We start from the raw sequence: 22,956 nt of genomic DNA on the forward strand, positions 1-22,956 counted from the left end.
AAAATGCTAAGCGAAAGAAGATATGATATCGATTGGTTAAGGGTCATTGCTATTGGTTTATTGTTAATTTACCATATAGCAATTGGCTTTCAGCCATGGGGCGTATTTATTGGTTTTATTCAGAATGACAAATCATTAGAATGGATTTGGACTCCTATGTCCATGCTTAATGTATGGAGAATTCCTTTGTTATTTTTTGTCTCGGGAATGGGCGTCTATTTTGCCATTCAAAGACGAAGTTGGAAAGGATTACTGTTAGAAAGATCAAAGCGAATTTTGCTACCTTTTGTTTTCGGAATGTTAGTAATTGTGCCTTTGCATGTTTGGCTATGGCAATACTATTATCATCAGGACTTATCTTTTATGCTAAATCCTGCACATCTATGGTTTTTGGGTAACATATTTATATATGTCCTGATTTTTACACCATTGTTCTTTTACCTGAAGAGCAAACAGCAGAGCAAGCTATTGTCAGTCTTGAATAAATTCATGGCTAAACCAATAGCGCTCTTAGTTTTAATGATTCCGTTTATTACAGAAGGGTTATTGGTGCAACCTGAAAACTTCGAACTCTACGCTATGACACCTCATGGTTTTTGGTTGGGAATGCTTGCTTTTTTGACGGGGTTTTCATGTGTTTATTCTGGGCAAAATTTCTGGCAGAATGTTACAAAACTACGATGGGCAACACTTGCGATTGCTTTTACTTTATATCTTTTGCGGATACAAGGAGTCACTAGTGATCTGTTGAATTACTTCATCCCTGTGGAATCTATTTTATGGATATTTACGGTCTTCGGGTTTGGTCACAAATATTTAAATCACCCAAGCAAAGCACTAACCTATTTAAGTAAAGCTGCCTATCCGATCTACATAATTCATATGTTTTTTCTGTATCTTGCCTCTTTGGTAATCTTCCCATTAGGTATTCAGCCTTTTGCGAAATTAGTAGCAGTCATCTTAGCTACTTTTGCAGGATGCTTTATAAGCTATGAGTTTCTAATAAGAAGGATTAGTTGGATTAGACCACTTTTTGGCTTGAAAGAAAAGTTAAGCTCTAGTAAAAATTCAGTTACCCAAAAGAATGAATTGAAATTAGGAAGTTATGAATAATCCACACCTAAAAGTATTGATTGGTCTCATTTTAGGGCTCACTACTGTCGCTGTTTTTCTATGCGGATGTTCAAAGGATCTTTTTTACATACCAGGATCAATAGAGGAGGAAATGCAAAAAGCCGTTGAAGGCAAGTTTGATGGCATGATTGTTTATGTAAATCAATCAGGGAAGTCGTCATTTTACAGTGCGGGATTCAATAATAGAGAAAAACAAATACCAGCGGATCCGCATGATTTATTCAAAATCGGGAGTATCAGTAAGCTTTACATTGCTGCAGCATGCACAAAGTTAATAGCTTCCGGAGCATTAGATCTCGAGCAAAAATTGATTGATCTTATCCCAGAAGTGGTCACACATATTGAATATGCTGAGCAAATAACCCTACGAATGATGATTTCGCACCGTAGTGGAATTCCAGAATACATTTATGAGCCAGAATTCAAAGAAGGCACGACTGAAAGCTATTTGACCACAGCCAAATTGATCTATGATAAAGCTGCGGATTTTAAACCCAATAAAAAATATGCCTACTCCAATACAAATTATCTTTTGCTGGGAGAAATTCTTGACAGAACCCTTGGGTATTCTCATCATCAATTTATTCAGAATGAGATTCTTATTCCACTCGATCTAGATGATACATATAGCCTCTATAGTGAGGTTGATTCCAATCAGGTCATGAGTGGATACTTAAAAGGCTGGGAACCCGACCTAAAGTCTTGGGATCATACCAGGCCTGGAGGCTCCATGATTGCAACAGCCGAAGACGTGGGTACATTCCTTAGAGCCTTAATTGATGGAAGTTTATTTAGCGATGAGGAACAAGCTATTTATTCGTCTGTGTATGAATATGAACATACTGGTTGGCTTCCAGGATACACCAGTATTGCTCGTTACCACAGCGATATTGATACGATAGTTATTCAATTCGTGAATACAAGTGATAAGGAGTGGTTCTGGCTTGAACTTGAATGTGTATACAGCAGAATTTTGAAATCCATCGAAAAAGGACTTTAAGAAAAACAAATAATGAAATACTTTATCCTTTTTACGCTGATTAACTTAATGTCATTTGTAACGAATGCACAGTCAAGTGACTCCAAAGGAAGTTTTGGAGTTGCTTTGAACTCTAGTGTAAATGGTGAACTATATCCAATTCGGATTGTACCTAGCCTGACCTATATCAAAGAAAAAAATCAACTCGAATTGGGTTTAGGATTCAACCCTTTTAGCCGAACATCTCAAAAACTGTTGAGTACTGAATTTAACTATAAGTACTTTCCAAATGGAACCGAGAATAAATTCAATATGTACCTGATAGCTCGTTTTTCATACATCAAAAGTGCTCGAGACACCTACTACCCTACCGATTACAATTACCTGTTTTTAAACGGGGGCTATGGCATTGAAATCAAGGCATTTAAAAAAGTGTATCTTGGCACGAATATCAGCACTGGCATATACTCCTATAGTAAGAAGTCCGATATTCCATATGCGGCATTTGCTAGTCAAAAGCTGTTTGATACGTTTAGATTTAACCTTGCTTTTCAATTCAATTTAGGATACAGGTTCTAGCCATATGTCAATATTAGATAAGAGAATAAAAAAACAAGAACAGCTAAAAACGGATTATCTGTTGATTGAAAATTTTATCCTAAGGACATCCACGGTACAATTCCTTTTCCTTCAGTTACGGGCAGCATAATTTCAATTTTTGAATGGTATCAAATGGCAAATACAGATAAAATAAAATCATTTGACACTCCTAAAGGAGACCTTTTTATCATCATTAAATAGAGAGAAAAAGAACTTAAAGAAGCTATAACCTCGATACAAAAGAAAAAGAATAAAACCATTACACAGAATCGCTGAATATACAATAGCGATTTGAGTGCTAACTCAAGACATTTTTCAGTAAATTAATGTACATTGTAAGCTGAAAAGTAGTCGATTAAAATCCGATACCGCTCATATACAAGAACGTTATAGCTAATTAAAAGAAAATCATAAATAACCAATGGCAATTAGCAGAAGCCAGATAAAGTATCGAAGGAGATGAACGACCAGCTGTCCATATCATCATCCAATAAGTCCATTGTGGTTCTGCCTTTTGTTAATATGAGTGCTGACCCAGAAAACGAATACTTTAGCGATGGCATTACAGAAGAAATAATCAACGCCCTAACCAACGTTAAAGGCCTGAAGGTCATTGCCCGCACATCCTCCTTTGCATTTAAGAATAAAAATATAGACGTACGAACCATTGGTGATCAGTTAGGAGTAAGTACCGTTTTGGAGGGTAGCGTACGGAAAGCCAAAAACAGAGTTCGCATTACAGCGCAGTTGATCAGTACTGATGACGGGACTCACTTGTGGTCAAAAAATTTCGACCGGGATTTAGAGGACATATTCGCAGTACAAGATGAAATCAGCTTAAGCATTGCTGACCAGATCCGTGAAAACTTTGGTCACCTGAACATTCAAGAACATTTAATTGAAGCACCAACTAAAAATATGGAGGCCTATGACCTTTATCTTAAAGGTCGTCATCAGCATTTAATGTGGGATGGGCCTGGAATCACAAATGCTATAGAACTCTATGAAAAATGTATAGCGATAGACCCCACATTTGCTTTGCCTTACTTTGGTTTGTCTTATTGTTATACCATGGCTGGATCCTGGGGAAATAATGAAGGCTTATTACAGCTGTCAGAAGTGAACCTTAACAAAGGCTTTAAACTGGATAATCAATCCTATGTAGGGTACTTTAGTAAAGGAGAGTTGTCCTTTTGGGGGCATTGGGATTTCATCAATGCCCATAAGTCTTTTCATAAAGCAATAGAGCTTAATCCATCTTATACAGAAGCAGAAGAATGTTTAAGCGAATTGTATACAGCAGTTGGTTATTTCGATAAAGCACTAAGGCATACCAATAATATTCTAAGAATAAACCCTCTGTCTCCGAATCATTATTTCACCAAAGCGAATATTCATTATTTAAAAGAGGATTACACAAAAGCACTGGAATGTATAGAGACCTCATTGAGCATCAACCCAAATTTTACACATGCCATTGCACTAAAACAACTTTGCTTAATTCTTACAAAAGATCACCAAAAACTATATGACTTCTTAGATAAAACTCCTCTGGTAGAGAAACCGGAAGAATGCAGAGTATTATACAAATTGGTCAATCCGGAGGATAAGATCGATACTAATATCAGCATGGTCAGCTCAATGATAAAAGAGGATTCTGGGGGAGCACTTTTCCCCTGGCAACTTTTTCTGTTGGTCCATTTAGGAAAACACGAAATGGCATTAGACTTTTTGGAAGAAAACATCAGAATGCGTTCCGGTCAAATCATAAACTTTATGAATATTCCGCTGCTTAAACCATTACACCAATATCAGCGATTTCAGGATTTAGTAGAAGCGGCTTTCCGAGCAGAATTATTACCACCTAATCCCGAAATACAAATTGCCTCTCCTGCCTCCAACGCCTTAATGTCAGACGCTGAGATCGGTACGGTCTTAGAAGTTTTTGAAAAAGGAATGAAGCAAGAAAAGTGGTTTCTGAATACCTCTCTATCTTTACGTTCGCTTGCCGAAAACCTGAATATTAGCAGTAACAAGCTTTCTTGGTTGCTGAATGAACGAATTGGCCAAAACTTCAACGAATACATCAATAGTTTACGTTTGGAGCACTTCAAAGTGCTTGTTCTAGATCCTGAAAATAGCCACTTTACCCTGTTAGCTCTAGCCTACGACAGCGGCTTTAATTCTAAATCGGTATTCAATACCTTCTTTAAAAATAAGGAAGGAATGTCACCAAAAGCCTGGCTAAAGGCTAATCAAAATTAAGCCTATTTAAAGCAGGTTTAAATATCACTTTTAAGTTCGGAATTACATTTCAGGACGATTCGTCTTCCTTTTCAATCCATCTTTGTATTATAAATTCGATAAAGCAGAGTTGATAATCATAAAAGGAAGTGCTTTACAGAAATCGAATTTCTAAAAAATGCACATGAAAAAAGCATTATTAACCTTGACTTTGCGCGGACTATTTTTGCTCGCCAAATCTCAAGACACAAGTGTTGAATAATCAACGTTCGGAGTACAAACCGGAGTTTTAGGAATCTGATTTTATAATGAAGTAAAACTGCCAAAAAACATTAGTGATATAAGTGATATAGCAGAAATTCTGTTATCCTGATGTTAAGTGCAAGCAGGAAGAAAAAACCATAATAAGAAAAACTGAATGAGTAAAATACATATTGTTTTTGGACCTCAAGGGGCAGGAAAATCAACATATTCAAAGAAATTAGCAGACGAAGTTAAAGGAATTCATTTGGGAATAGATAATTGGATGTGGAAATTGTATGGAGATGATCTTCCTAAATCAATGAATCTAAAATGGATTATGGAAAGAGTTGAAAGATGCGAAAAGCTAATATGGGAATTATCAGAAGATATATCTAATCGAGGATGTGATGTGATACTTGATCTTGGATTTACTAAGCAAGAGAAAAGGAAATTATTCAAGCAATTAGCCGAAGAAAATGGTAAAGAGATTCAATTACACTATGTTTCTGCTAAACATCCAATTAGACGAAAACGAGTATTAGATAGAAACGTGAATAGAGGTAAAACTTTCTCATTCGAAGTAACACCGGGAATGTTTGATTTTATGGAAGGGGAATTTCATAAACCAACAGAAAGCGAATTAATGAATGCCGTAATAATAGATACCAACCCTAAAGAATAAGAGACAGTACGTAACATTAGAGAACTCAGAATGAAAGAAGCTGAAGAAATTTGTCCAAGTAGTAGAGAAGAGTGGAGAGACTGGCTCGAATTGAATCATAAAGAAAAGGATGCCGTTTGGTTGGTTTTTTATAAAAAAAGCACTCCTAATTTCAATCTCAGTTGGAGTGATTCTGTTGACGAATCTCTTTGCTTTGGTTGGATTGACAGCACTAAAAAGACAATAGATGATGAGCGATTCATACAATATTTTAGTAAAAGAAGGCCGAAAAGTAATTGGTCAAAAGTGAATAAGGATAAAGTAAAAAACTTAATTGACCAGGGACTTATGAAAGATGCTGGCTTTAAAAGCATTGAAGTCGCAAAAAAAAATGGCTCGTGGACAATTCTAGATACTGTTGAAAGGCTAGAGATACCTGAAGACCTAGAACGAGAACTAAGAAGAAAGAAAGGAGCACTGCAATACTTTGAAAGTCTAAATAAGTCTTCTAAAAAGGGATTTCTATACTGGGTTGCTTCGGCTAAGAGAGATAACACAAGAAATAAACGAATTTCGGAAATCGTTGAAAACGCGAGTGTACAGATGAAACCAAAACAGTTTAGATAAAACGGCTTACAATAATAAGCATACGAAATACTCTTTTAGCCACCGCGCTTGAGACTAACCTGTGATGAAATTTTAATGAAATAAAAAAATGAGGATAAATATGAAACCAGCAGTTGTAAAAAGCCTTTCTGAAACAAAGGTTGAGGTAATAAGAAGATTTGATTCATCAGTAGAATCTGTCTGGAAACCTTTCACCAATTCAAGCTTGGTTAGTCAATGGATGCTTGGCCCTCCTGGATGGTCAATGCCGGTTTGCGAAATAGATTTTCGAATCGGTGGTAATTATAGGAACGTTTTTCGAAATGAAGTAGAAGGCTTAGAAATCGACATTACAGGTGCCTTTCGTAAAATCGCAACACATCAAAAGATAGTTCAAGACGAGCAGCATAAGATTGGAAGTTCGAAAGGAGGAATCACAAAAAGTACTGTAGTCACCTTAACTTTTGAATCAGTAAACGAAGGTACCAACGTTAGAACATTGATTGAATATGGTTCCAAAAAGGAACGTGATGAAGCCTTAGCAACTGGGACGGGTGCTGCAATGGAAATGGGTTACTGTCGCATCGATGAGCTCTTGCTTAATTAATATTGTCAACAAAAAATATCAAAATGAATAAAATAAAAACGGCATAAAACGGGGTGTATAGTGGATAGTCCCCTGCGGGATGCTAGGACACCATGTACTAAACGTTGTGTGCCATCAGTGCAAAACTGCAACGAGTACCTTATTACATCTTCAGAATTAGTATAAAACATTGAAAACAAATAATTTATGGTAGGAAATACAGAACAAAAACAATTGATTAAAACTGCAAGGATAACTGGTGCTTGGTATTTAATGATGGCTATTTCAGGGATTTTAGGTTTTATGGTCTTTCATTCTCAAATATTTGTGTCTGGTAACCCTGAACAAACGCTAACGAATTTAATAGAGTTAGAATCTACTGTAAGAATTAGGCTGCTTTTAGAGTTTGCCATTGTAATATCTCAAGCCCTTACCGCTATTTGGTTTTATAAATTATTTAAAGATAGTTATGAATGGGAAGCTTGGACTCTAGGTATATGGGGAATGGTGAATGCTTTAGCCATTATGATAAGTGCAATTTCAATCGCCTCTGCTTTAGGTGTTGCTAATTCTGACATAGGTGCTATGGAAGACAAAGTTTTACTAATTCAGGGCTTTCAAAATATAATTTCAAATGCTTGGGGTATTGGTGGTCTATTCTTTGGACTTTGGCTATTTCCTATGGGATGCATAGTCATCAAATCAAAAAGAATGCCTGTCTGGTTAGGAAGAATTATTGTTTTAGGTGGTATTGGCTATCTAATTAGCACCCTTATCCACTACGCAGGAATTGATTTTAGCTTCAATAATTTTCTAACTCTACCCGCAACCATTGGAGAATTTTGGATGATAGGTTATTTACTAATTTTTGGCATAAGACCTATGAACGAGTAAAAGTTAATTAAAACGGCACAGAACAAAACCTATACGCAATGCCCTTCGGGACAGTGCGAATATCTAAACCGTTGAAAGATATAGAATGAAAATAATGAACACAAAAATAGTAATGATTTCAAGTTGTTTTTTTTTAGGTGCTCTAGGAATCACTTTCACGTTTATACCTGATGAAATTATCTCAAGTCTGAGCGCAACACCAAACCCAATATCAATTTTGTCACTACAATTATTAGGTGCACTTTATCTCGGATTCACAATGTTGAATTGGATGGCAAAAGGATCTCTAATTGGCGGCATTTACAATAGGCCTATCGCTATTGGGAATTTCATGCATTTTGCAGTTGGAGCATTAGCTCTAATTAAAATAATTACTAAAATTCATACCCATTCAGAAATAGTTATTTCGTTAACTGCAGTCTATTTCGTTTTCGCAATACTGTTTGGTTATGTCTTTATAAATAATCCATCCAGAATAGATAAGAAATCTTAAAAATTATGACACTAAAAAACGCAATTAACTTTTTTGAAAGTTTAGAAGCTGAGACAAATCGTAAATCTGAGAAAAAGGTTTACCAAGAATTTGTTCAAATTATAACTAGTTTACAAAAGAAAGATTTACCTGAAAGTGATATTCAATCTATAGAAACAGAATTAGATAATTTTAATCTAAAATCAAACTCTGTAAACAGAAAAAATATTATAAAAAAGCGATTAATGATTTTAAAAAATATTTAAAAGACGCATTTTCCTTAACTACAAAAGGGTATTACACAACTTTATATGGTGGCCTAGGATTAGTATTTGGTTTACTATTTGGAGTTGCGATTTTATCTAATTTAGAACGCTCAATAGGAGTTTCTCTAGGTTTAATTGGTGGAATGGTCATTGGTTCACTTATGGGGCGAGGCAAAGATGCTCAAGCTAAAATCTCTGGAAAGATGCTCTAACTTATAGATGAATACACAACCTAAGTTACGGAAGTCTGAACAAAACGGCAGGCTTCCGCCCTCTGACGGATTCGTTCAACAATGTATTCTATGTAAAGCCATAATAGTTCCAGCCAGCCATCAAGGGAGGATTTGTCCGAAGTCATAGAAAGTCAAAAAACAGAAACCTTGATCACCCTCACAAGAAAACTGAGGAAGAAAATACAAGCTTATGTGAAATCATAGCGACCGTACCCCTACCCTTCTCTTACTTTACATGCTATAGCCTAGCAAGTAGCTATCCACCCTAATCAGCATTCATGTATATTGAATGAATCTATTAGCAACAACTTCAACAAGTTTATCAATAAAAAGCGCATTGAACATTTCAAAAGCTAGTCTTGGATTCGGACAATTCACACATTTGCTTGATTGGGTTGGCCTACGTAAGTGGTTTTAACCCTAAGAGAGTCTTCAATACTACATTCAAAAAAACCAAGCAATGACACCCAGAGCCTGGGTGAAGACCAATCAAACTTAAGCCAGTTTAAAAAGTACCAAATATCACTTTTAAGTTCGGAATTTCATTTTAGGACGATTCAGCTTCCTTTTCACTCCATCTTTACATTATCAAATCGATAAAGCAAAGTGAAGAATCATTAGATGATTCATTTCCCCTTTAAAAAAATGGACTAATAATAAGGGGAGATACTTTGTGAAAATAGGAATTTAAAAAATGAAATTATGAAAAGGACATTATTAATCTTGACATTGTGCGGACTAACTTTAATTGCCAAGTCTCAAAATACTAGCGTTGAACAATCAACATTCGGACTACAAACTGGAGTTTTAGGAATCTGGGCATATAATGAAGTGAAACTTTCAAATAGCATTGCACTGAGAACAGAGCTTGGATTTGATTTTGGTATCTGGGAAACTACTTATTATGATGATTATAACTCTCCGTTTATCCTCACCCCTGTAATAGTTGTTGAGCCAAGGTTTTATTACAATCTCAAAAAACGCTCAAAGAATTCGAAAAGAATTGATGGAAACAGTGGCAATTTTATTGCCTTAAAAACTAGTTATCATCCCGATTTAGCCCTGTTCAATACTGACGATGCTCCGGTAGTAAGTGATTTCGCTATTATACCTACATGGGGAATTAGAAGAAATTTAGGGGAGCATTTCAATTATGAAGCAGGTATCGGAATAGGATACAGTTTCACATTTGCTAAGCGCGCAGGTTATTCTGAAGACAAAGGTGGACTAGAACCAAATATGCATTTGCGCATAGGGTATAAATTCTAACATAAGCAACAGTGATTCTCAATACTTACTGCCTAAAGTAGGGAGAGATTTATAACAAACAATATACACATGAAATTTAGAATTTTAATTTTGATACTTTTCTGCACATCCCAATTACATGCCCAGATATATACTATCAGTGGCTATGTAAAGGATCTTAGTTCGGGAGAAGTATTGATAGGAGCAACAGTGGTTGATAAGAACCAGCCTAGTATAGGAATGGCTGCCAATATATACGGTTATTATTCCTTTGAATTACCTAAAGGAGAGTATACGCTGAAAGCAAGCTATGTTGGGTATGCAATGAAAGAAGTAACTGTAAACCTAACAGAAGATATTTCAATAAATTTTAGTTTGGAAGAGGAAGCTTCAACATTGGAAGAAGTAGTAGTTTCTGCAACGCGAAGTGATGAAAATGTCAGTTCAGTAAAAATGAGCACTGAAAAACTTCAAATTCAAAGGATTAAATCAATACCTGCTCTTCTTGGTGAAGTCGATATCATTAAAAGTTTACAATTATTACCGGGCATTTCTACCTCTGGGGAAGGTACTTCCGGCATGTTTGTAAGAGGAGGCAGTGCTGACCAAAATCTAATATTGCTAGACGAAGCTACCATATATAATGCCAGCCACTTGCTTGGCTTCTTTTCTGTTTTCAATCCCGATGCAATAAAGAATGTAGAGATTTATAAAGGTGGAATCCCTGCGAAATATGGAGGTCGAATTTCTTCCATATTAGACATTCAAATGAGAGAAGGAAATAATAAAAAATTCCAAGCATCTGGAGGGATTGGTAGTATCAGCAGCAGATTGACAGCTGAAATTCCTGTTGTAAAAGATAAGTCTTCTTTGCTTTTATCGGGAAGAAGAACTTATGCCGATATATTCCTAAATTTTCACCCAGATAAAGACGTGAGTACTAGCACGCTCTATTTCTATGATTTCAATACGAAATTTAACTACAGGTTCAGCGATAAGGATAAAATTTTCGTTTCTGGTTATTTTGGTCGCGATAAATTGGGTCTCGGAGATTTATTCGGTTTTGACTGGGGTAATACCACTTTTTCTACCCGTTGGAATCATCTTTTCAATGAAAAATTATTTCTAAATACTACTTTACTCTACAGTGATTTCGACTATGGGTTCGACATAAGTTCTGCGGGTTCAGGCTTCAATTGGAATTCAGGCTTAAAAGAGTACAACCTAAAACTTGACTTCGATTATTTTCTAAATAATAATAACACATTGTTTTTTGGTGCTAATGTTATAAACCATGTATTTGCTCCTGCTGAAATCAAATCGGAAGATTTCAATGTTCAGGACTTCAGTCTCCAAAATGATTATGCATTAGAAACAGCACTTTATGTGAGTAATCAGCACACGATCAATGATAAATTGAGTCTGGAATATGGTGTTCGGTATTCCTCATTTGCAAAAATTGGCCCCGATTCGGTATCTATTTATGAAGAAGGTCTAAGAAAGAGTGCTGAGAATCAAATAGGAACTGAGGTTTTTGACGAAGGTCAGCTCGTTCAACATTATGGTGGATTTGAGCCGAGATTAGGAATTAGGTATATGGTTAATTCCAAGTCTAGTTTGAAAGCTTCTTACAATAGAATGCGTCAATATTTGCAAGTGGCAACAAACGCAACTGCCGGTTTTCCCACCGATCGATGGATCCCTGCTGATTATCATATCAAACCTGTAATTGGCGATCAAGTCGCGGTGGGTTATTTCAGAAATCTCAAAAATAATAAATGGGAAATCTCAGTGGAAGGTTACTATAAATGGCTTCAAAATGTGGTAGATTTTCTTCCTGGAGAAGACGTTTTACTAAATGACAGAATAGAGACCGCAGTAGCAGATGGAATTGCTTGGTCCTATGGAGCGGAGTTCATGTTGAAGAAAAATGTCGGTAAAACAACAGGCTGGCTAAGTTATACTCTTTCAAGAACTCAAAGACAAATTGAAGGTGTTGCAAGCGGAGACCCTTATTTAGCTCGCTACGATAAGCCGCACGATATTTCATTAGTTCTATCGCATAAGTTTTCTGAGCGCTTATCTTTCTCTGGAAATTGGATATATGCAACAGGTGCTGCTGTTTCATTTCCAGAGGGAAGATACAACATGAATGGACAGAGCATTCCTTTTTATGATGATAGTAAAAGAAATACTAGTAGGATGCCTGACTTTCACCGCATGGATTTAGGGCTAACATATCAATTGAATAGCAGGTGGAAGCATTACAATCATGAGCTTACATTTTCATTTTATAATGTGTATAACCACCAAAACCCCTTTTCAATAGAATTTAGAGAAGTCACTAATGAAAATCCAAGGTTTGATCCAACGCAAGATGGACCGGTAACCAGTACTAGACCAGCCGCAGTGAGAACTTCATTATTTGGAATTATTCCTTCCGTAACCTATAATTTTTCTTTTAACTAATGAGAGCAAATAGAAATAAAATATTGAGTGTACTTTTTGCAGTTCTACTTAATTGGAGCTGCCAAAACATTATTGATTTGGACTTAGAGCAATCTGACACCAGGTTAGTAATTGAAGGCGAAATCCTTGATAAAAACACGATTAAGCGAATCAGAGTATCGCAAAGTTTAAATTATTATGATACTGGTAGAATGAGCCCAGTTACAGATGCTGATATCAGTTTGCTAGATGAAAATGATAATCTGATTAGTAGCTTTTTTTATAATAGCCAGGATAGCATCTATCAAACACCCGATTCCTTGACTTTGGATGTTGGATCAGCGTATAAAATTCAAATAGAAGCGAATGAAGAATTACTGGAAGCAACAGGAAAAATCTTAGAAAACCCCACTGTAGACTCAATTTATTATTTGTCTGATCAAGAGCTGATGGAATTGGGACAGCCAGTATTCGAAGAGGGTTATTTTCTGTTTGTAAATGGTAAACTGAATAATGAGGGTGTGGAGTATTTTAAATTAGATATTTCGGTAAATGATACACTTCAAAACTCAAGAGACGATATTTCGAATTCAATTTTGTCTTCTGAGTTATTTGGAAAGGAATTTCAAGGACTGCCCATTCCTGGTTCTTTTGAAGAAGAAGATGAAATCTTTTTAGAATTTTACGCCATAGAAGAAGATGTTTACCAATACTATTTAGAATTCACCAATCTACTTTTTAATGACGGGGGCGTATTCAGTGCACCACCGGTGAATCCTTCAACGAATATTAATAATCTCACAAATCCTGAAAATAAACCATTGGGCTTTATTCAGTTTAGTTCAGTACAAACGAGAAGTATTATGATTAAGAAAGTGGAGTAAATGCATTTTAGTTTAATACATACCAATCGAGTAGAAAAATACTGATTAAAATGAATAGAAAAGTAGGTTGCAATAAATAATTCAGAATAATTACAGTTTTTTTAGCTCAATTGATTTGAATTATCAGCATACTAAACTAAAAAACAACTAGTCAATAGTAAACAATAAATAAACAAAAATTAAACATGAAAAATCGATCAATTCTATTTAGCTCAGTAGCTTTGTTGTTCATCCTTAGCTCGTGCGGTGTCAGTCATTCCTTTATGCTGAACCAGAACCAAAACACTACCCAGGTACATCTTGGCAGTAATAATTTCAGTGTGGTAGAAAAAGTAAGCGGTACCTCTGAAGTATCATATGTTCTGGCCTTTGGAGGGCTTAACAAAAGGCGACTGTACCAAGATGCTTACAGTGCGATGGTAAAGGATGCTAATTTGACTGGCTCGAAGGCCTTAATAAATATTGTGACCGAAGAACATATTGGTGGGTTTCCTCCATTTTTCACGAAACGAACACTCACTGTAAGTGCCAACGTGGTTGAATTTACAGATTGACGACTAAACAGATAATGTCTCAGCTTGAAAGTATAACTATTATAGCTATCAGTAATTGCTTGTTCTCGCCTTGTTTGGAAATCCTTGCAGAATTTTCAACTGGGTGTGTACTTGCAGATTTAAGTACAAAACCACGCTACTGCTCATAGCAGAGATCGGTAGCAGGCAAATAGGTTAATGACTTATATTAATTCAAAAACAACCTTCTAAAAAAGTGAAATAGCGGTAGACCTAGTCGATGAAGTACTTGTGGTTAATGTTTATATTACATTTACTAACTTGTTAGCCTTCATTATAAACAACTAATAACCAATATAATTTTTATTTTAACGTATGTATTTAGTCCTATTTAAATTCAAAAGAAATTAATGAAACATTACATCTACTTATTAGTACTTATCGGATCGATTTTAATGGTCAATCAACCTGCAATTGCACAAACAACTGAGTCCCAAACAGAGCAATTTCAAAATCGAATAGTGGATTCCATATTTTCTAAAACTTTAGGTGAAAGTCGTGACTTTTGGGTAAGATTACCAGATAATTTTCAGCCAGATAATGATGAAAAATACGCCGTGATTTATCTAATGGATGGATTTTCACTAGAAAGCACTTTGGAAGCTGTTTATGGTAATTATTGGGGGCATTACCTACCACATATGATACTTGTTGGGGTTTCTAATCGCAAGAACCGAACAAGAGATTTAACTACTTCGCAGATAAAAATGAGACGCGGCAGTGCATTTGATTATGAAACTGGAGGTGCAGAAACCTTTACTAAATTTATGGAAGAGGAACTCATCCCATATATTGATAGTAAGTATCCAACTATAGCCTACCGTACATTAATTGGTCATTCCCATGCAGGGCAGTTTACCATAAATATGTTGGTTAACCATGCACATCTCTTTGAAAATTATATAGCCATAGATCCAACTTTGGATTGGGACAACCAAAAATTATTAAAGCAAGCTAAAGAAAAATTTAAAATGGAAGATTACAATGGGAAATCGCTTTTTGTTTCACTTGCTGCAGAGATGTTACATATACAAAATGAAAGTATAACTATTGATAATGTAATGAGTGACACTTCAGAATTCTCATTGCCTGCACGTTCTATAATAGAATTCTCCCAACTTGCGAAGAGCCAAAATCAATTAAACTTTTCAAGGAAGGTTTATCATGAGGATTTACATGGTACTGTGCCTCTACCAACAATAAGAGATGGGCTGATTTTTCTTTTTCAATGGTATCAGTTCAAATCTCCTCAAAAATTTAATAATCCAGAGACACCTATAGAAGAATTGGTTTCGCTATTGAAGGAGCAGGAACAAATCTATACCGAACATTTTGGTGTTCCCACTGCACCAATGGTAGACGAAATGTTAAATGGTTACGGCTATATGAATATGCAAATGGGACAGCCTGAAAAAGCTTTCATGTTTTTTGAAATGAACATTAAACAAAATCCAAATAGTGCAAATGCCTATGATTCGATGGCTGAGTATTATGAATCTCAAAACGACAAAGAGAATGCCTTAAAATACTTAAACAAGGCCTTTGAATTAAGTGGTAAAGATTACTATAAAGAAAGAATTGAAGCACTAAATAAAAAATAACGAAAGGCTAACAACGTATATAAAAATAGTAGTTTATTCGCTTAAATAAATGAATATCAATAAATTATAGGTCATTTAAAACTGAAAAAATAGTGCGTAAAACCCGCTACTTTTCATATACAAGAACATTAGGCCAAAAGAGCACTGCGCTTATATCTAATAACTAGAGGTTAAAGGCAATAATTGCGTTTATTCAATTGTTAGCAAACATTAAGCAAAATGCAGTAGCAAAATAGTTTCTGAATTTTTTTACTCAAAAAACAAAAAATATGAATGAAAAAGAACTACAAAAAATAGGTGGGGCTTGCGCAATTTTTGAGGGACTTATATATATCGTTGCCTTTATTATTTACGGAGCTATACTAGTATATCCAGATGCTACTGCCAGTGCAAATGAAAGACTTAACTTCCTAACAGAGAATCACCTGACTTTTTCATTATTGACTTTTACCAGCTATATTTTATTTGGGATAGTATTGGTAGTATTGGTTATTGCAATCCACCATCGATTAAAAACTTATTCACTAATTAGTTCACAACTAACATCTGTTTTTGGTGTAATTTGGGCTGGGTTGGTTATTGCAGGTGGGATGATAGATAATATAAGTCTCAACGCTATCATTGAAATGGGAAGTAAAGAGCCTGAAAATGCAATGTTAGTTTTTTCCGCTACTAATATCATTACAGAAGGGCTTGGTGGTGGAAATGAAATAGTTGGAGGAATTTGGGTATTATTATTAAGTCTAGCTGCCTTGAAAGGGCATTTGTTTTCTAAACCACTAATTTTTTTGGGTATTCTAGTTGGAGTAGCAGGAATATTAACAATTTATCCATTAGATATTTTTACAGAGGTTTTTGGAATTGGTCAAATATTTTGGTTTTTATGGATTGGAATATTTATGATACGAAATCCATTGATAGAAAAGACTAATTAAAACGTTTGCTATCACTATATATGAAATCATGGCTCCCTTTCGGTCGTTACGCTTCATATACTCACCGTTGGCATTTATTAAAACGAACTATGAGAATCAGTTTAATATTATTTGTATCATCCATTTTATTAAGCTGTTCTAGTGAAGCTCAAATTTATCCAGACATAAATTGGGCAACTCATCAAAATCCGGTGGAAGCAGGTTGGGGTGATGCAGATAGTAGAACTTTCACTCGCTATATAATTGATAGCACCTATATTACTGGACTGGTCATTATTCATAAAGGACAGGTTGTACTTGAATTCGGGGATTTAGAAGAAAACAGCTATATCGCATCATGTAGAAAAAGTGTATTGGCTATTCTTTATGGGAAATATGTGGAAAATGGAGTCATTGACCTTGATAAGTCACTTAAAGAATTGAAAATTGAAGACCATACTCCATTTCTTGAACTTGAACAATCAGCAACTATCAAAGACTTAATATCAGCACGTTCAGGAGTTTTCTTACCTGGCTCAAATGGTGGTGATTTCAGAAGACTTGCACCTGAAAGAGGATCTGTTAAACCCGGTAGTTATTGGCTATACAGTAATTGGGATTTTAATTTGGCCGGATATATTTTCGAACAAGAAACGAATCGAAATATCTATGATGAAATAGAGGCACAGTTAGTAGAACCTCTTGAAATGCAAGACTGGGATAGATCTTTGCAAATAAAAAATGGAAATCTGGAAGTGTCGAAGTTTCCAGCCTATCATATATGGTTATCGACAAGAGATATGGCTCGTTTAGGTTTGTTGATGTTGAGAAAAGGTAAGTGGAAAGAAAAGCAAGTTGTACCACAGAATTGGGTAGAGGAAATGATTACTCAAAGAACCTCCCATCTTGAAGCCCAGAAAAATGCCCCTGTTCTAAAAGAAGACGGCCTTGATCTTGGATATGGGTATATGTGGTGGTTAATAGAAAACACAGAAGACTCTAGGCTAAAAAATGCTTATTCAGCTCAAGGTGCATTAGGACAAAACATTACTGTATATCCAGAAATAGATGTTGTTCTAGCTTTTAAAACAAAAAGCGATTATAGACGGAGAAATAGCATTCAAACACAAATGAATGTGATAAGAAAGGCGGTTGAAATCTACAATCCTAATTAAAAAATAACCCTAAGACTATTATGAAAATAGTAAATTACATAATCATTTTAAGCATATTTATACTAGCCTCTTGTAATCAACCAAAAAGCAAAATAGTGATTTTACGAAAGCTGCTAAAAAGGCCGAGATTGATACAGAGGAACTAATGGCCATGCTGGATACCATTTGGAGGACTGAACAGGAACCTATTCGACTGAGGGATTCTCTGGGCAAAGTATATGGTTATGAATCAGAAGAATTTCTGAAGCAAAATGAAATATACCATAGAAACCATGATATAAACGAAAAGAAAATACTTTAACTTTTGTAAAGTATGTGCCTTTACAATCATATAAAAATAAACAAAATGAATAAAAATATCATTGCAGTACTACTTTTACTAATAGGTATTAATCAGGTAAAATCACAAGATGCTGGACAAATTGTAATCGGCACAAAACATTCACTTAGGTCTAATATCTTGAATGAAGATAGAGCGTATTGGGTTAGTATTCCTGATTCATACCATGATAAAGCATCATCCCACAAGAGATACCCAGTGATTATTGTACTTGATGGAAACTCGCACTTTAAGCCCATAGCAGGAATCGTAAACTACATGAGTTCTGATGCGTATAGAAGCTTGACAATTCCAGAAATGATTGTGGTGGGTATTCAAAATGTTGATAGAAGAAGAGACTACACGCCAGACAAAGTCATTACAGTTAGAAAGAATAATACAGGTGGCGGAGATAGCTTTCTGAGTTTTTTGGAAGAGGAACTTATACCTGAACTAGATCAAAAGTTTAGGACTAGTCCATATAGAATGCTTTTTGGACATTCCTTAGGAGGTTTGTTGGCCACTCATACCTATATGAAAGAAAAGACAGTTTTCAATTCATTTATTGCAGTTGACCCAAGTTTTGGGACGTGGGATTCAGAAACCATGGACAAAAAATTAGATTCAATGACAGAACGACCATTTGAAAGATTTATCTACATTGCTACTGCTAATTGGGGTAAAAGGAATATCAGAAATCGTGATCGGCATGTACGGTTATATGAAGCATTGAATAGCAAATGCAAAGGCGAATTGCCTGCAAAATTAGAATACTTTGATAATGAAGACCATAGCTCAGTTCCAATCATTGCTTTTCATAATGGAATCTCTGCAATTTTTAAAGGCTATGGGATTTCCTATCGTGATGTGAAAGATAAAGATCAACTAACTAGGCATTTTCAAACACTTTCTAAGCGACTTTCATGGGACTTCCAACCTCCTGAATATCTTGTAAACCAATTAGGTTACAGAATGATACGAAGTGGAAATGATGAAGACAAAGCCAAGGCATTAGAATTCTTCACATTGAATGTAGAAAACTACCCTAAATCATCTAATTCCTATGATAGTCTGGGAGAAGCTTATGAAATATTAGGTGATACTCAAAAAGCCATCGCAAATTATGAAAAATCTCTTGAGCTAAACCCTAGTAATGAACACGCCAGAGTGAAAATAAAAGAATTAAGCAAGATAAAATAAATACGATTGGTAACATCCGCTTTAGCAAATGCGGGATAACGTGTGAAAGTAATTGCAAAAAAAACAAACTAACCAGAAAAATAAATGCTAGAAAATTTATCGGAACGTAAAGAAGCCTGGAAAACGATCTTTCTATTTCTCGCTCTCGTATTTGCGCTTACTTCACCTTTCCATTATGCCATTGTAAAATTATATCCATCGCGGATATATGTTGGAGCAATCATGTGGTGTCCTGCTATTGCTGCATTTATTACCTTAAAAATAAAAGGGCGTAAAATTTCATCTTTAAATTGGAATTGGGGAAATTGGAAATATATCCGATGGTCTTATTTCATTCCTGCCATATATGGCTTAATCACTTATATACTAATCTGGAGTTTCGGATTTGGAAGTTTAGCCAATGAAGAAGTAATTATAGACTGGGGAAAAGAACTTGGTTTGTTTGGAATAGGAACATTAAATCCAACGGCAATAACAATAATAGCCATTATTTTAATAGGTACTGTAGAAGTAATAAGAGCCTCAGCAACAACTTTAGGAGAAGAAATTGGGTGGAGAGGTTTTTTTATCTATGAATTGAGAAAGGTACTTTCATTTACTGGTGTATCTATTTTTAGTGGATTTATTTGGGCTGCTTGGCACTGGCCGCTGCTTGTTTACTATAGTAATAATGTGCTATTGGAATTTATAACATTCTTTATAGTAATTATTTCTATGTCATTTATTATGACATACTACACTTTTAAATCTAAAAGCCTATGGCCAGCAGTAATTTTTCACGCAGTAAGCAATGTGTATATTCAAAAATTATTACCACCTCTAACAATGAAAACTGTTGGAACTGAACATTGGCTTGGTGAAAACGGAATTATGTTTGCAATTGTGACTTGCGTTTTTGCAATTTACTTTTGGAGAAAAGCAATTAAAGATAAATTGTAAATATAAAACATAGCGCATTAAAACGCGCAATACATCAAACCGTTAATCGGCAAGCTGAGGATGACATAAAACCTAAGAAAAATTGTTTTAAACATTATTAAATAAGGATTCGGAATGAACTCATGAAAAAGAAATTTGTAGACTATTTTTCAAGAGGACTTCCACTTTCAAAAGAAAAGGCAGAGGCCATTGCCGAGAGTATGCAGACAAAGCAATTCAAAAAATCTGAGTTCTTGGTACAAGCAGGACAATTTAAGGAAGCATTGTAGGCTTTCTATTATCTGTTCTGAAATGAAACACGATTTAGCTCGCTTACACAGTTATAATCACATTCCCTCGTTTATGTCCCATTTCCACATATTCATGTGCTTCCGCTATTTTATCCAAGGGATAAACTCGGTCAATGACAGCTGTGATCTTGTCTTGCTCCGCCAAGGATTTTAAATTCATGAATGCCTCTTCAGGAGTTAATGGCGTTCCATGATCGATGGAGATGTATTTTCCTTCAGATGTCACTGCTTTTTTACTTGCTTCTTTGAGTGCCGAAGACTTATTGTTACCTACGGCATCAATAACATATTTGTATGTTGAAAGTTGCGATTCGGCATTATCTACCCTATAGTCAATCACTTCATCGCTACCCAAAGACTTCACTAAATCAAAGTTTTTGCTGCTGCAAACACTTGTGACGTGCGCCCCAGCATGCTTTGCCAATTGAATCGCCATGGTTCCAATACTACCCGAAGCGCCATATATCAGTACTTTGTCTCCATTTTTAATGGAAGTCTTCTTCAATAAATGAGAAGCAAGTAATCCACCATAAGGAATGGCTGCTGATTCTTGAAAACTTTTGTTCTTTGGTTTGTGTGCAATGTTCCAGTCCTGAGGCAAGCAGATGTACTCTGCATAAGAACCAAAATGACGTTTTGTTGGTGAAACTGAACCATATGCAAAGACCTCATCGCCTACATTAAACTTGCTTACTTCCTTCCCCTTGGCTTCAATAATACCCGAAGACACCATTCCCAAAATTGGGTTTCTTGGTTTACCGAAACCAAAAATCATCTGCAGAATAAATCTCGGAACGGCTGGTTCATTCAGTCTTCGAATAAGAACATCGCTGGTTGTTACCGAGGTAGCTTTGATTTTTATAAGTACTTCATTATCCTTTGGTGTTGGCTTCTCAAATTCCGTTAATACTAAGTTTTCAGGACCCCCATACTTTAAACATTCAATTGCTCTCATAATTTTGCTTTTTAGTGTATCAATATGGCAACAAAGTTATTAATGGTGCATTTCAATTTCATTGATTTGGGTTAAGAAGTGCAAGACTTTGATCTAACTCTCCCCGACCTAGAGAACATGTACTTGTATTTTCTTAGAAAAACTTTTTCTTTTAGGACGCCCTCATTGATTAACGGGGTGGCCTGAAAGAAAAAATTACCTCTTTTGAACACTTATCTTCGATGCTTGAATGCCTTATTTCCTCATTATAGTATTGGAAACTGACCAGGTCAAAGCGAACCTGCTTCTTGCGCCACCTTGGTTTAAACTTGCTTGTAAACCTGTCTGTCGGCAAACAGATTTTCTACATGTCAGACAGCTATTTTAATAGTCTTTAAAACTAAACTTACTGTCCAGTTTTTTGGGGAGATATCAGCCTGTCTTTAGAGAAGGACGGAAAATTGATAAAGTAACACTAGACAGATTTAATGAGAAAGTAAGTGGCAGGTCTAATGTGAAAGCCTCAGCTTTGAGATCTGCTAAAAATCTTTGAATAGAAAAATAGCGAATCATACCTCGCTTGACTAAACTGATGGTTTTTAAATATTAGCATTATCCATTTTCGAATTCGAAATTAATGACTAGGTTGCTTTGAATTTACAATTCAAAGAAAAGTTTAAGTATTTTGCTTATAACTTGACTTATAGCAGCACCAATTAATGACCGATAGCGTAATAGATTATTTTAAAAAGATTACTAATCTTTCATCTGAGGAAAGTAAAATTCTTTCAGAAAGCATGTTGCTTAAAACTTTTGAGAAAGGGAGCTTCTTAATCAAAGAGGGACAATACGAAAACGAGAGTTTTCTTGTCATGAAAGGGCTGGTTAGACAATATAAAAATGTTGATGGCAATGACGTTACCACTAATTTCTTTACCGAAGAACAATGGATCATCAATTTTGAAACGGTGGAAGGTAAATCAATTTCCAAGTATAACTTGTTGTGTGTGGAAGATACCACAGTAGTCATAGGTGATGAGAAAAAAGCCGTTAAATTATTTCAACAGTTTCCGAAATTCGAAAGGGTTTCTCGTCAAATAATGGAGACTGTCTTTAAGGAGCAACAAGAACAGATGGTCTCTCATCTTACTGATAAGCCAGAAAACCGATACTTAAAGCTTTTGGCTGCAAGACCAGATATTTTCCAAAGAGTAGCACAATACGATATTGCCTCATATATTGGTGTTAAGCCTGAATCTCTTAGTAGGATAAGAAAAAAATTAGCGCAAAAGTCTTAAAAATATCTAGTCACTTAAGTTTTTACATGACTATTTAGAAAGTGGGATAAAAATAGAGAGTAAAAAACTATTTATCAGAAATACAGAAACCGTTTAGATTAAGTCAGATTTTATGACTGGAAAGTTATCAGAAAACGACTGCACAACACTGAAATAAAGAGATTCAATTCTTACTATGAACCTTTATTAATTAATCATTTGCCAAGAAATATTTAA

The 22,956-nt window shown here is 35.3% G+C and carries 22 protein-coding genes; 21 read left to right on the forward strand and 1 reads right to left on the reverse strand.

Annotated elements, in window-relative coordinates; genetic code table 11:
- Nucleotides 1-3 precede the first annotated feature (3 nt).
- From FTRAC_RS06520 to FTRAC_RS19765, 20 genes are all read left to right on the forward strand, one after another.
- On the forward strand, nucleotides 4-1,113 hold the full coding sequence (locus FTRAC_RS06520) for an acyltransferase family protein (RefSeq protein ID WP_013453442.1): 1,110 nt from the start codon (nucleotides 4-6) through the stop codon (nucleotides 1,111-1,113).
- Nucleotides 1,106-2,134: a serine hydrolase domain-containing protein gene (locus tag FTRAC_RS06525; RefSeq protein WP_013453443.1), complete on the forward strand. Its 1,029-nt coding sequence runs from the start codon at nucleotides 1,106-1,108 to the stop codon at nucleotides 2,132-2,134. The genes FTRAC_RS06520 and FTRAC_RS06525 overlap by 8 nt, the downstream gene beginning before the upstream one ends.
- A gap of 12 nt (nucleotides 2,135-2,146) precedes the next feature.
- Nucleotides 2,147-2,692, forward strand: a complete 546-nt coding sequence (locus FTRAC_RS06530; protein WP_013453444.1) for a hypothetical protein — start codon at nucleotides 2,147-2,149, stop codon at nucleotides 2,690-2,692.
- Between the two features lie 480 nt (nucleotides 2,693-3,172).
- Entirely contained in the window at nucleotides 3,173-4,978 is a 1,806-nt protein-coding gene (locus FTRAC_RS06535) for a helix-turn-helix domain-containing protein (RefSeq protein ID WP_221405921.1), read from the forward strand.
- A gap of 397 nt (nucleotides 4,979-5,375) precedes the next feature.
- Nucleotides 5,376-5,882 carry an AAA family ATPase gene (locus FTRAC_RS06540; protein ID WP_013453446.1) on the forward strand — a complete coding sequence of 169 codons (507 nt, stop codon included), beginning with the start codon at nucleotides 5,376-5,378 and terminating at the stop codon, nucleotides 5,880-5,882.
- Nucleotides 5,883-5,912: 30 nt separating this feature from the next.
- Nucleotides 5,913-6,488 carry a YdeI/OmpD-associated family protein gene (locus tag FTRAC_RS06545; RefSeq protein ID WP_013453447.1) on the forward strand — a complete coding sequence of 192 codons (576 nt, stop codon included), beginning with the start codon at nucleotides 5,913-5,915 and terminating at the stop codon, nucleotides 6,486-6,488.
- Nucleotides 6,489-6,588: 100 nt separating this feature from the next.
- Nucleotides 6,589-7,074: an SRPBCC domain-containing protein gene (locus FTRAC_RS06550; protein WP_041649590.1), complete on the forward strand. Its 486-nt coding sequence runs from the start codon at nucleotides 6,589-6,591 to the stop codon at nucleotides 7,072-7,074.
- 186 nt (nucleotides 7,075-7,260) lie between these two features.
- The gene (locus FTRAC_RS06555) at nucleotides 7,261-7,947 is read left to right on the forward strand and encodes a DUF4386 domain-containing protein (protein WP_013453449.1); all 687 of its coding nucleotides are present in this window, start codon (nucleotides 7,261-7,263) and stop codon (nucleotides 7,945-7,947) included.
- 94 nt (nucleotides 7,948-8,041) lie between these two features.
- Nucleotides 8,042-8,440, forward strand: a complete 399-nt coding sequence (locus tag FTRAC_RS06560; protein WP_013453450.1) for a hypothetical protein — start codon at nucleotides 8,042-8,044, stop codon at nucleotides 8,438-8,440.
- 5 nt (nucleotides 8,441-8,445) lie between these two features.
- Nucleotides 8,446-8,685, forward strand: a complete 240-nt coding sequence (locus FTRAC_RS06565) for a hypothetical protein (protein ID WP_013453451.1) — start codon at nucleotides 8,446-8,448, stop codon at nucleotides 8,683-8,685.
- 935 nt (nucleotides 8,686-9,620) lie between these two features.
- The gene (locus FTRAC_RS06570; RefSeq protein ID WP_013453452.1) at nucleotides 9,621-10,187 is read left to right on the forward strand and encodes a hypothetical protein; all 567 of its coding nucleotides are present in this window, start codon (nucleotides 9,621-9,623) and stop codon (nucleotides 10,185-10,187) included.
- A gap of 69 nt (nucleotides 10,188-10,256) precedes the next feature.
- Nucleotides 10,257-12,635, forward strand: coding sequence for a TonB-dependent receptor (locus tag FTRAC_RS06575; RefSeq protein ID WP_013453453.1), 2,379 nt, complete (start codon nucleotides 10,257-10,259; stop codon nucleotides 12,633-12,635).
- A complete protein-coding gene (locus FTRAC_RS06580; RefSeq protein ID WP_013453454.1) occupies nucleotides 12,635-13,498 on the forward strand; it encodes a DUF4249 family protein in 864 nt (287 codons plus the stop codon). Before FTRAC_RS06575 ends, FTRAC_RS06580 begins: the two co-directional genes overlap by 1 nt.
- A gap of 185 nt (nucleotides 13,499-13,683) precedes the next feature.
- Entirely contained in the window at nucleotides 13,684-14,052 is a 369-nt protein-coding gene (locus FTRAC_RS06585; protein ID WP_013453455.1) for a DUF6567 family protein, read from the forward strand.
- Nucleotides 14,053-14,420: 368 nt separating this feature from the next.
- Nucleotides 14,421-15,671 (forward strand): alpha/beta hydrolase-fold protein, encoded by a 1,251-nt coding sequence (locus FTRAC_RS06590; RefSeq protein WP_013453456.1) that lies wholly within the window; start codon nucleotides 14,421-14,423, stop codon nucleotides 15,669-15,671.
- Nucleotides 15,672-15,940: 269 nt separating this feature from the next.
- The gene (locus tag FTRAC_RS06595) at nucleotides 15,941-16,606 is read left to right on the forward strand and encodes a DUF4386 family protein (protein ID WP_013453457.1); all 666 of its coding nucleotides are present in this window, start codon (nucleotides 15,941-15,943) and stop codon (nucleotides 16,604-16,606) included.
- An 89-nt stretch (nucleotides 16,607-16,695) separates the two neighbouring features.
- Nucleotides 16,696-17,760 carry a serine hydrolase domain-containing protein gene (locus tag FTRAC_RS06600; RefSeq protein WP_013453458.1) on the forward strand — a complete coding sequence of 355 codons (1,065 nt, stop codon included), beginning with the start codon at nucleotides 16,696-16,698 and terminating at the stop codon, nucleotides 17,758-17,760.
- Nucleotides 17,761-18,106: 346 nt separating this feature from the next.
- Nucleotides 18,107-19,279, forward strand: a complete 1,173-nt coding sequence (locus FTRAC_RS06605; RefSeq protein ID WP_013453459.1) for an alpha/beta hydrolase-fold protein — start codon at nucleotides 18,107-18,109, stop codon at nucleotides 19,277-19,279.
- Nucleotides 19,280-19,363: 84 nt separating this feature from the next.
- Complete coding sequence (locus FTRAC_RS06610) at nucleotides 19,364-20,218, forward strand: CPBP family intramembrane glutamic endopeptidase (protein WP_013453460.1); 855 nt, start codon at nucleotides 19,364-19,366, stop codon at nucleotides 20,216-20,218.
- A 122-nt stretch (nucleotides 20,219-20,340) separates the two neighbouring features.
- Entirely contained in the window at nucleotides 20,341-20,487 is a 147-nt protein-coding gene (locus FTRAC_RS19765; RefSeq protein ID WP_185094442.1) for a hypothetical protein, read from the forward strand.
- A gap of 43 nt (nucleotides 20,488-20,530) precedes the next feature.
- On the opposite strand, the gene FTRAC_RS06615 is transcribed toward FTRAC_RS19765, so the two are convergent.
- A complete protein-coding gene (locus tag FTRAC_RS06615; RefSeq protein WP_013453461.1) occupies nucleotides 20,531-21,463 on the reverse strand; it encodes an NAD(P)-dependent alcohol dehydrogenase in 933 nt (310 codons plus the stop codon).
- A 698-nt stretch (nucleotides 21,464-22,161) separates the two neighbouring features.
- On the opposite strand from FTRAC_RS06615, the gene FTRAC_RS06620 reads away from it, so the two are divergent.
- The gene (locus FTRAC_RS06620; protein ID WP_013453462.1) at nucleotides 22,162-22,740 is read left to right on the forward strand and encodes a Crp/Fnr family transcriptional regulator; all 579 of its coding nucleotides are present in this window, start codon (nucleotides 22,162-22,164) and stop codon (nucleotides 22,738-22,740) included.
- Nucleotides 22,741-22,956: the final 216 nt, after the last annotated feature.

The sequence above is a fragment of the Marivirga tractuosa DSM 4126 genome, from assembly GCF_000183425.1.
GTDB lineage: Bacteria > Bacteroidota > Bacteroidia > Cytophagales > Cyclobacteriaceae > Marivirga > Marivirga tractuosa.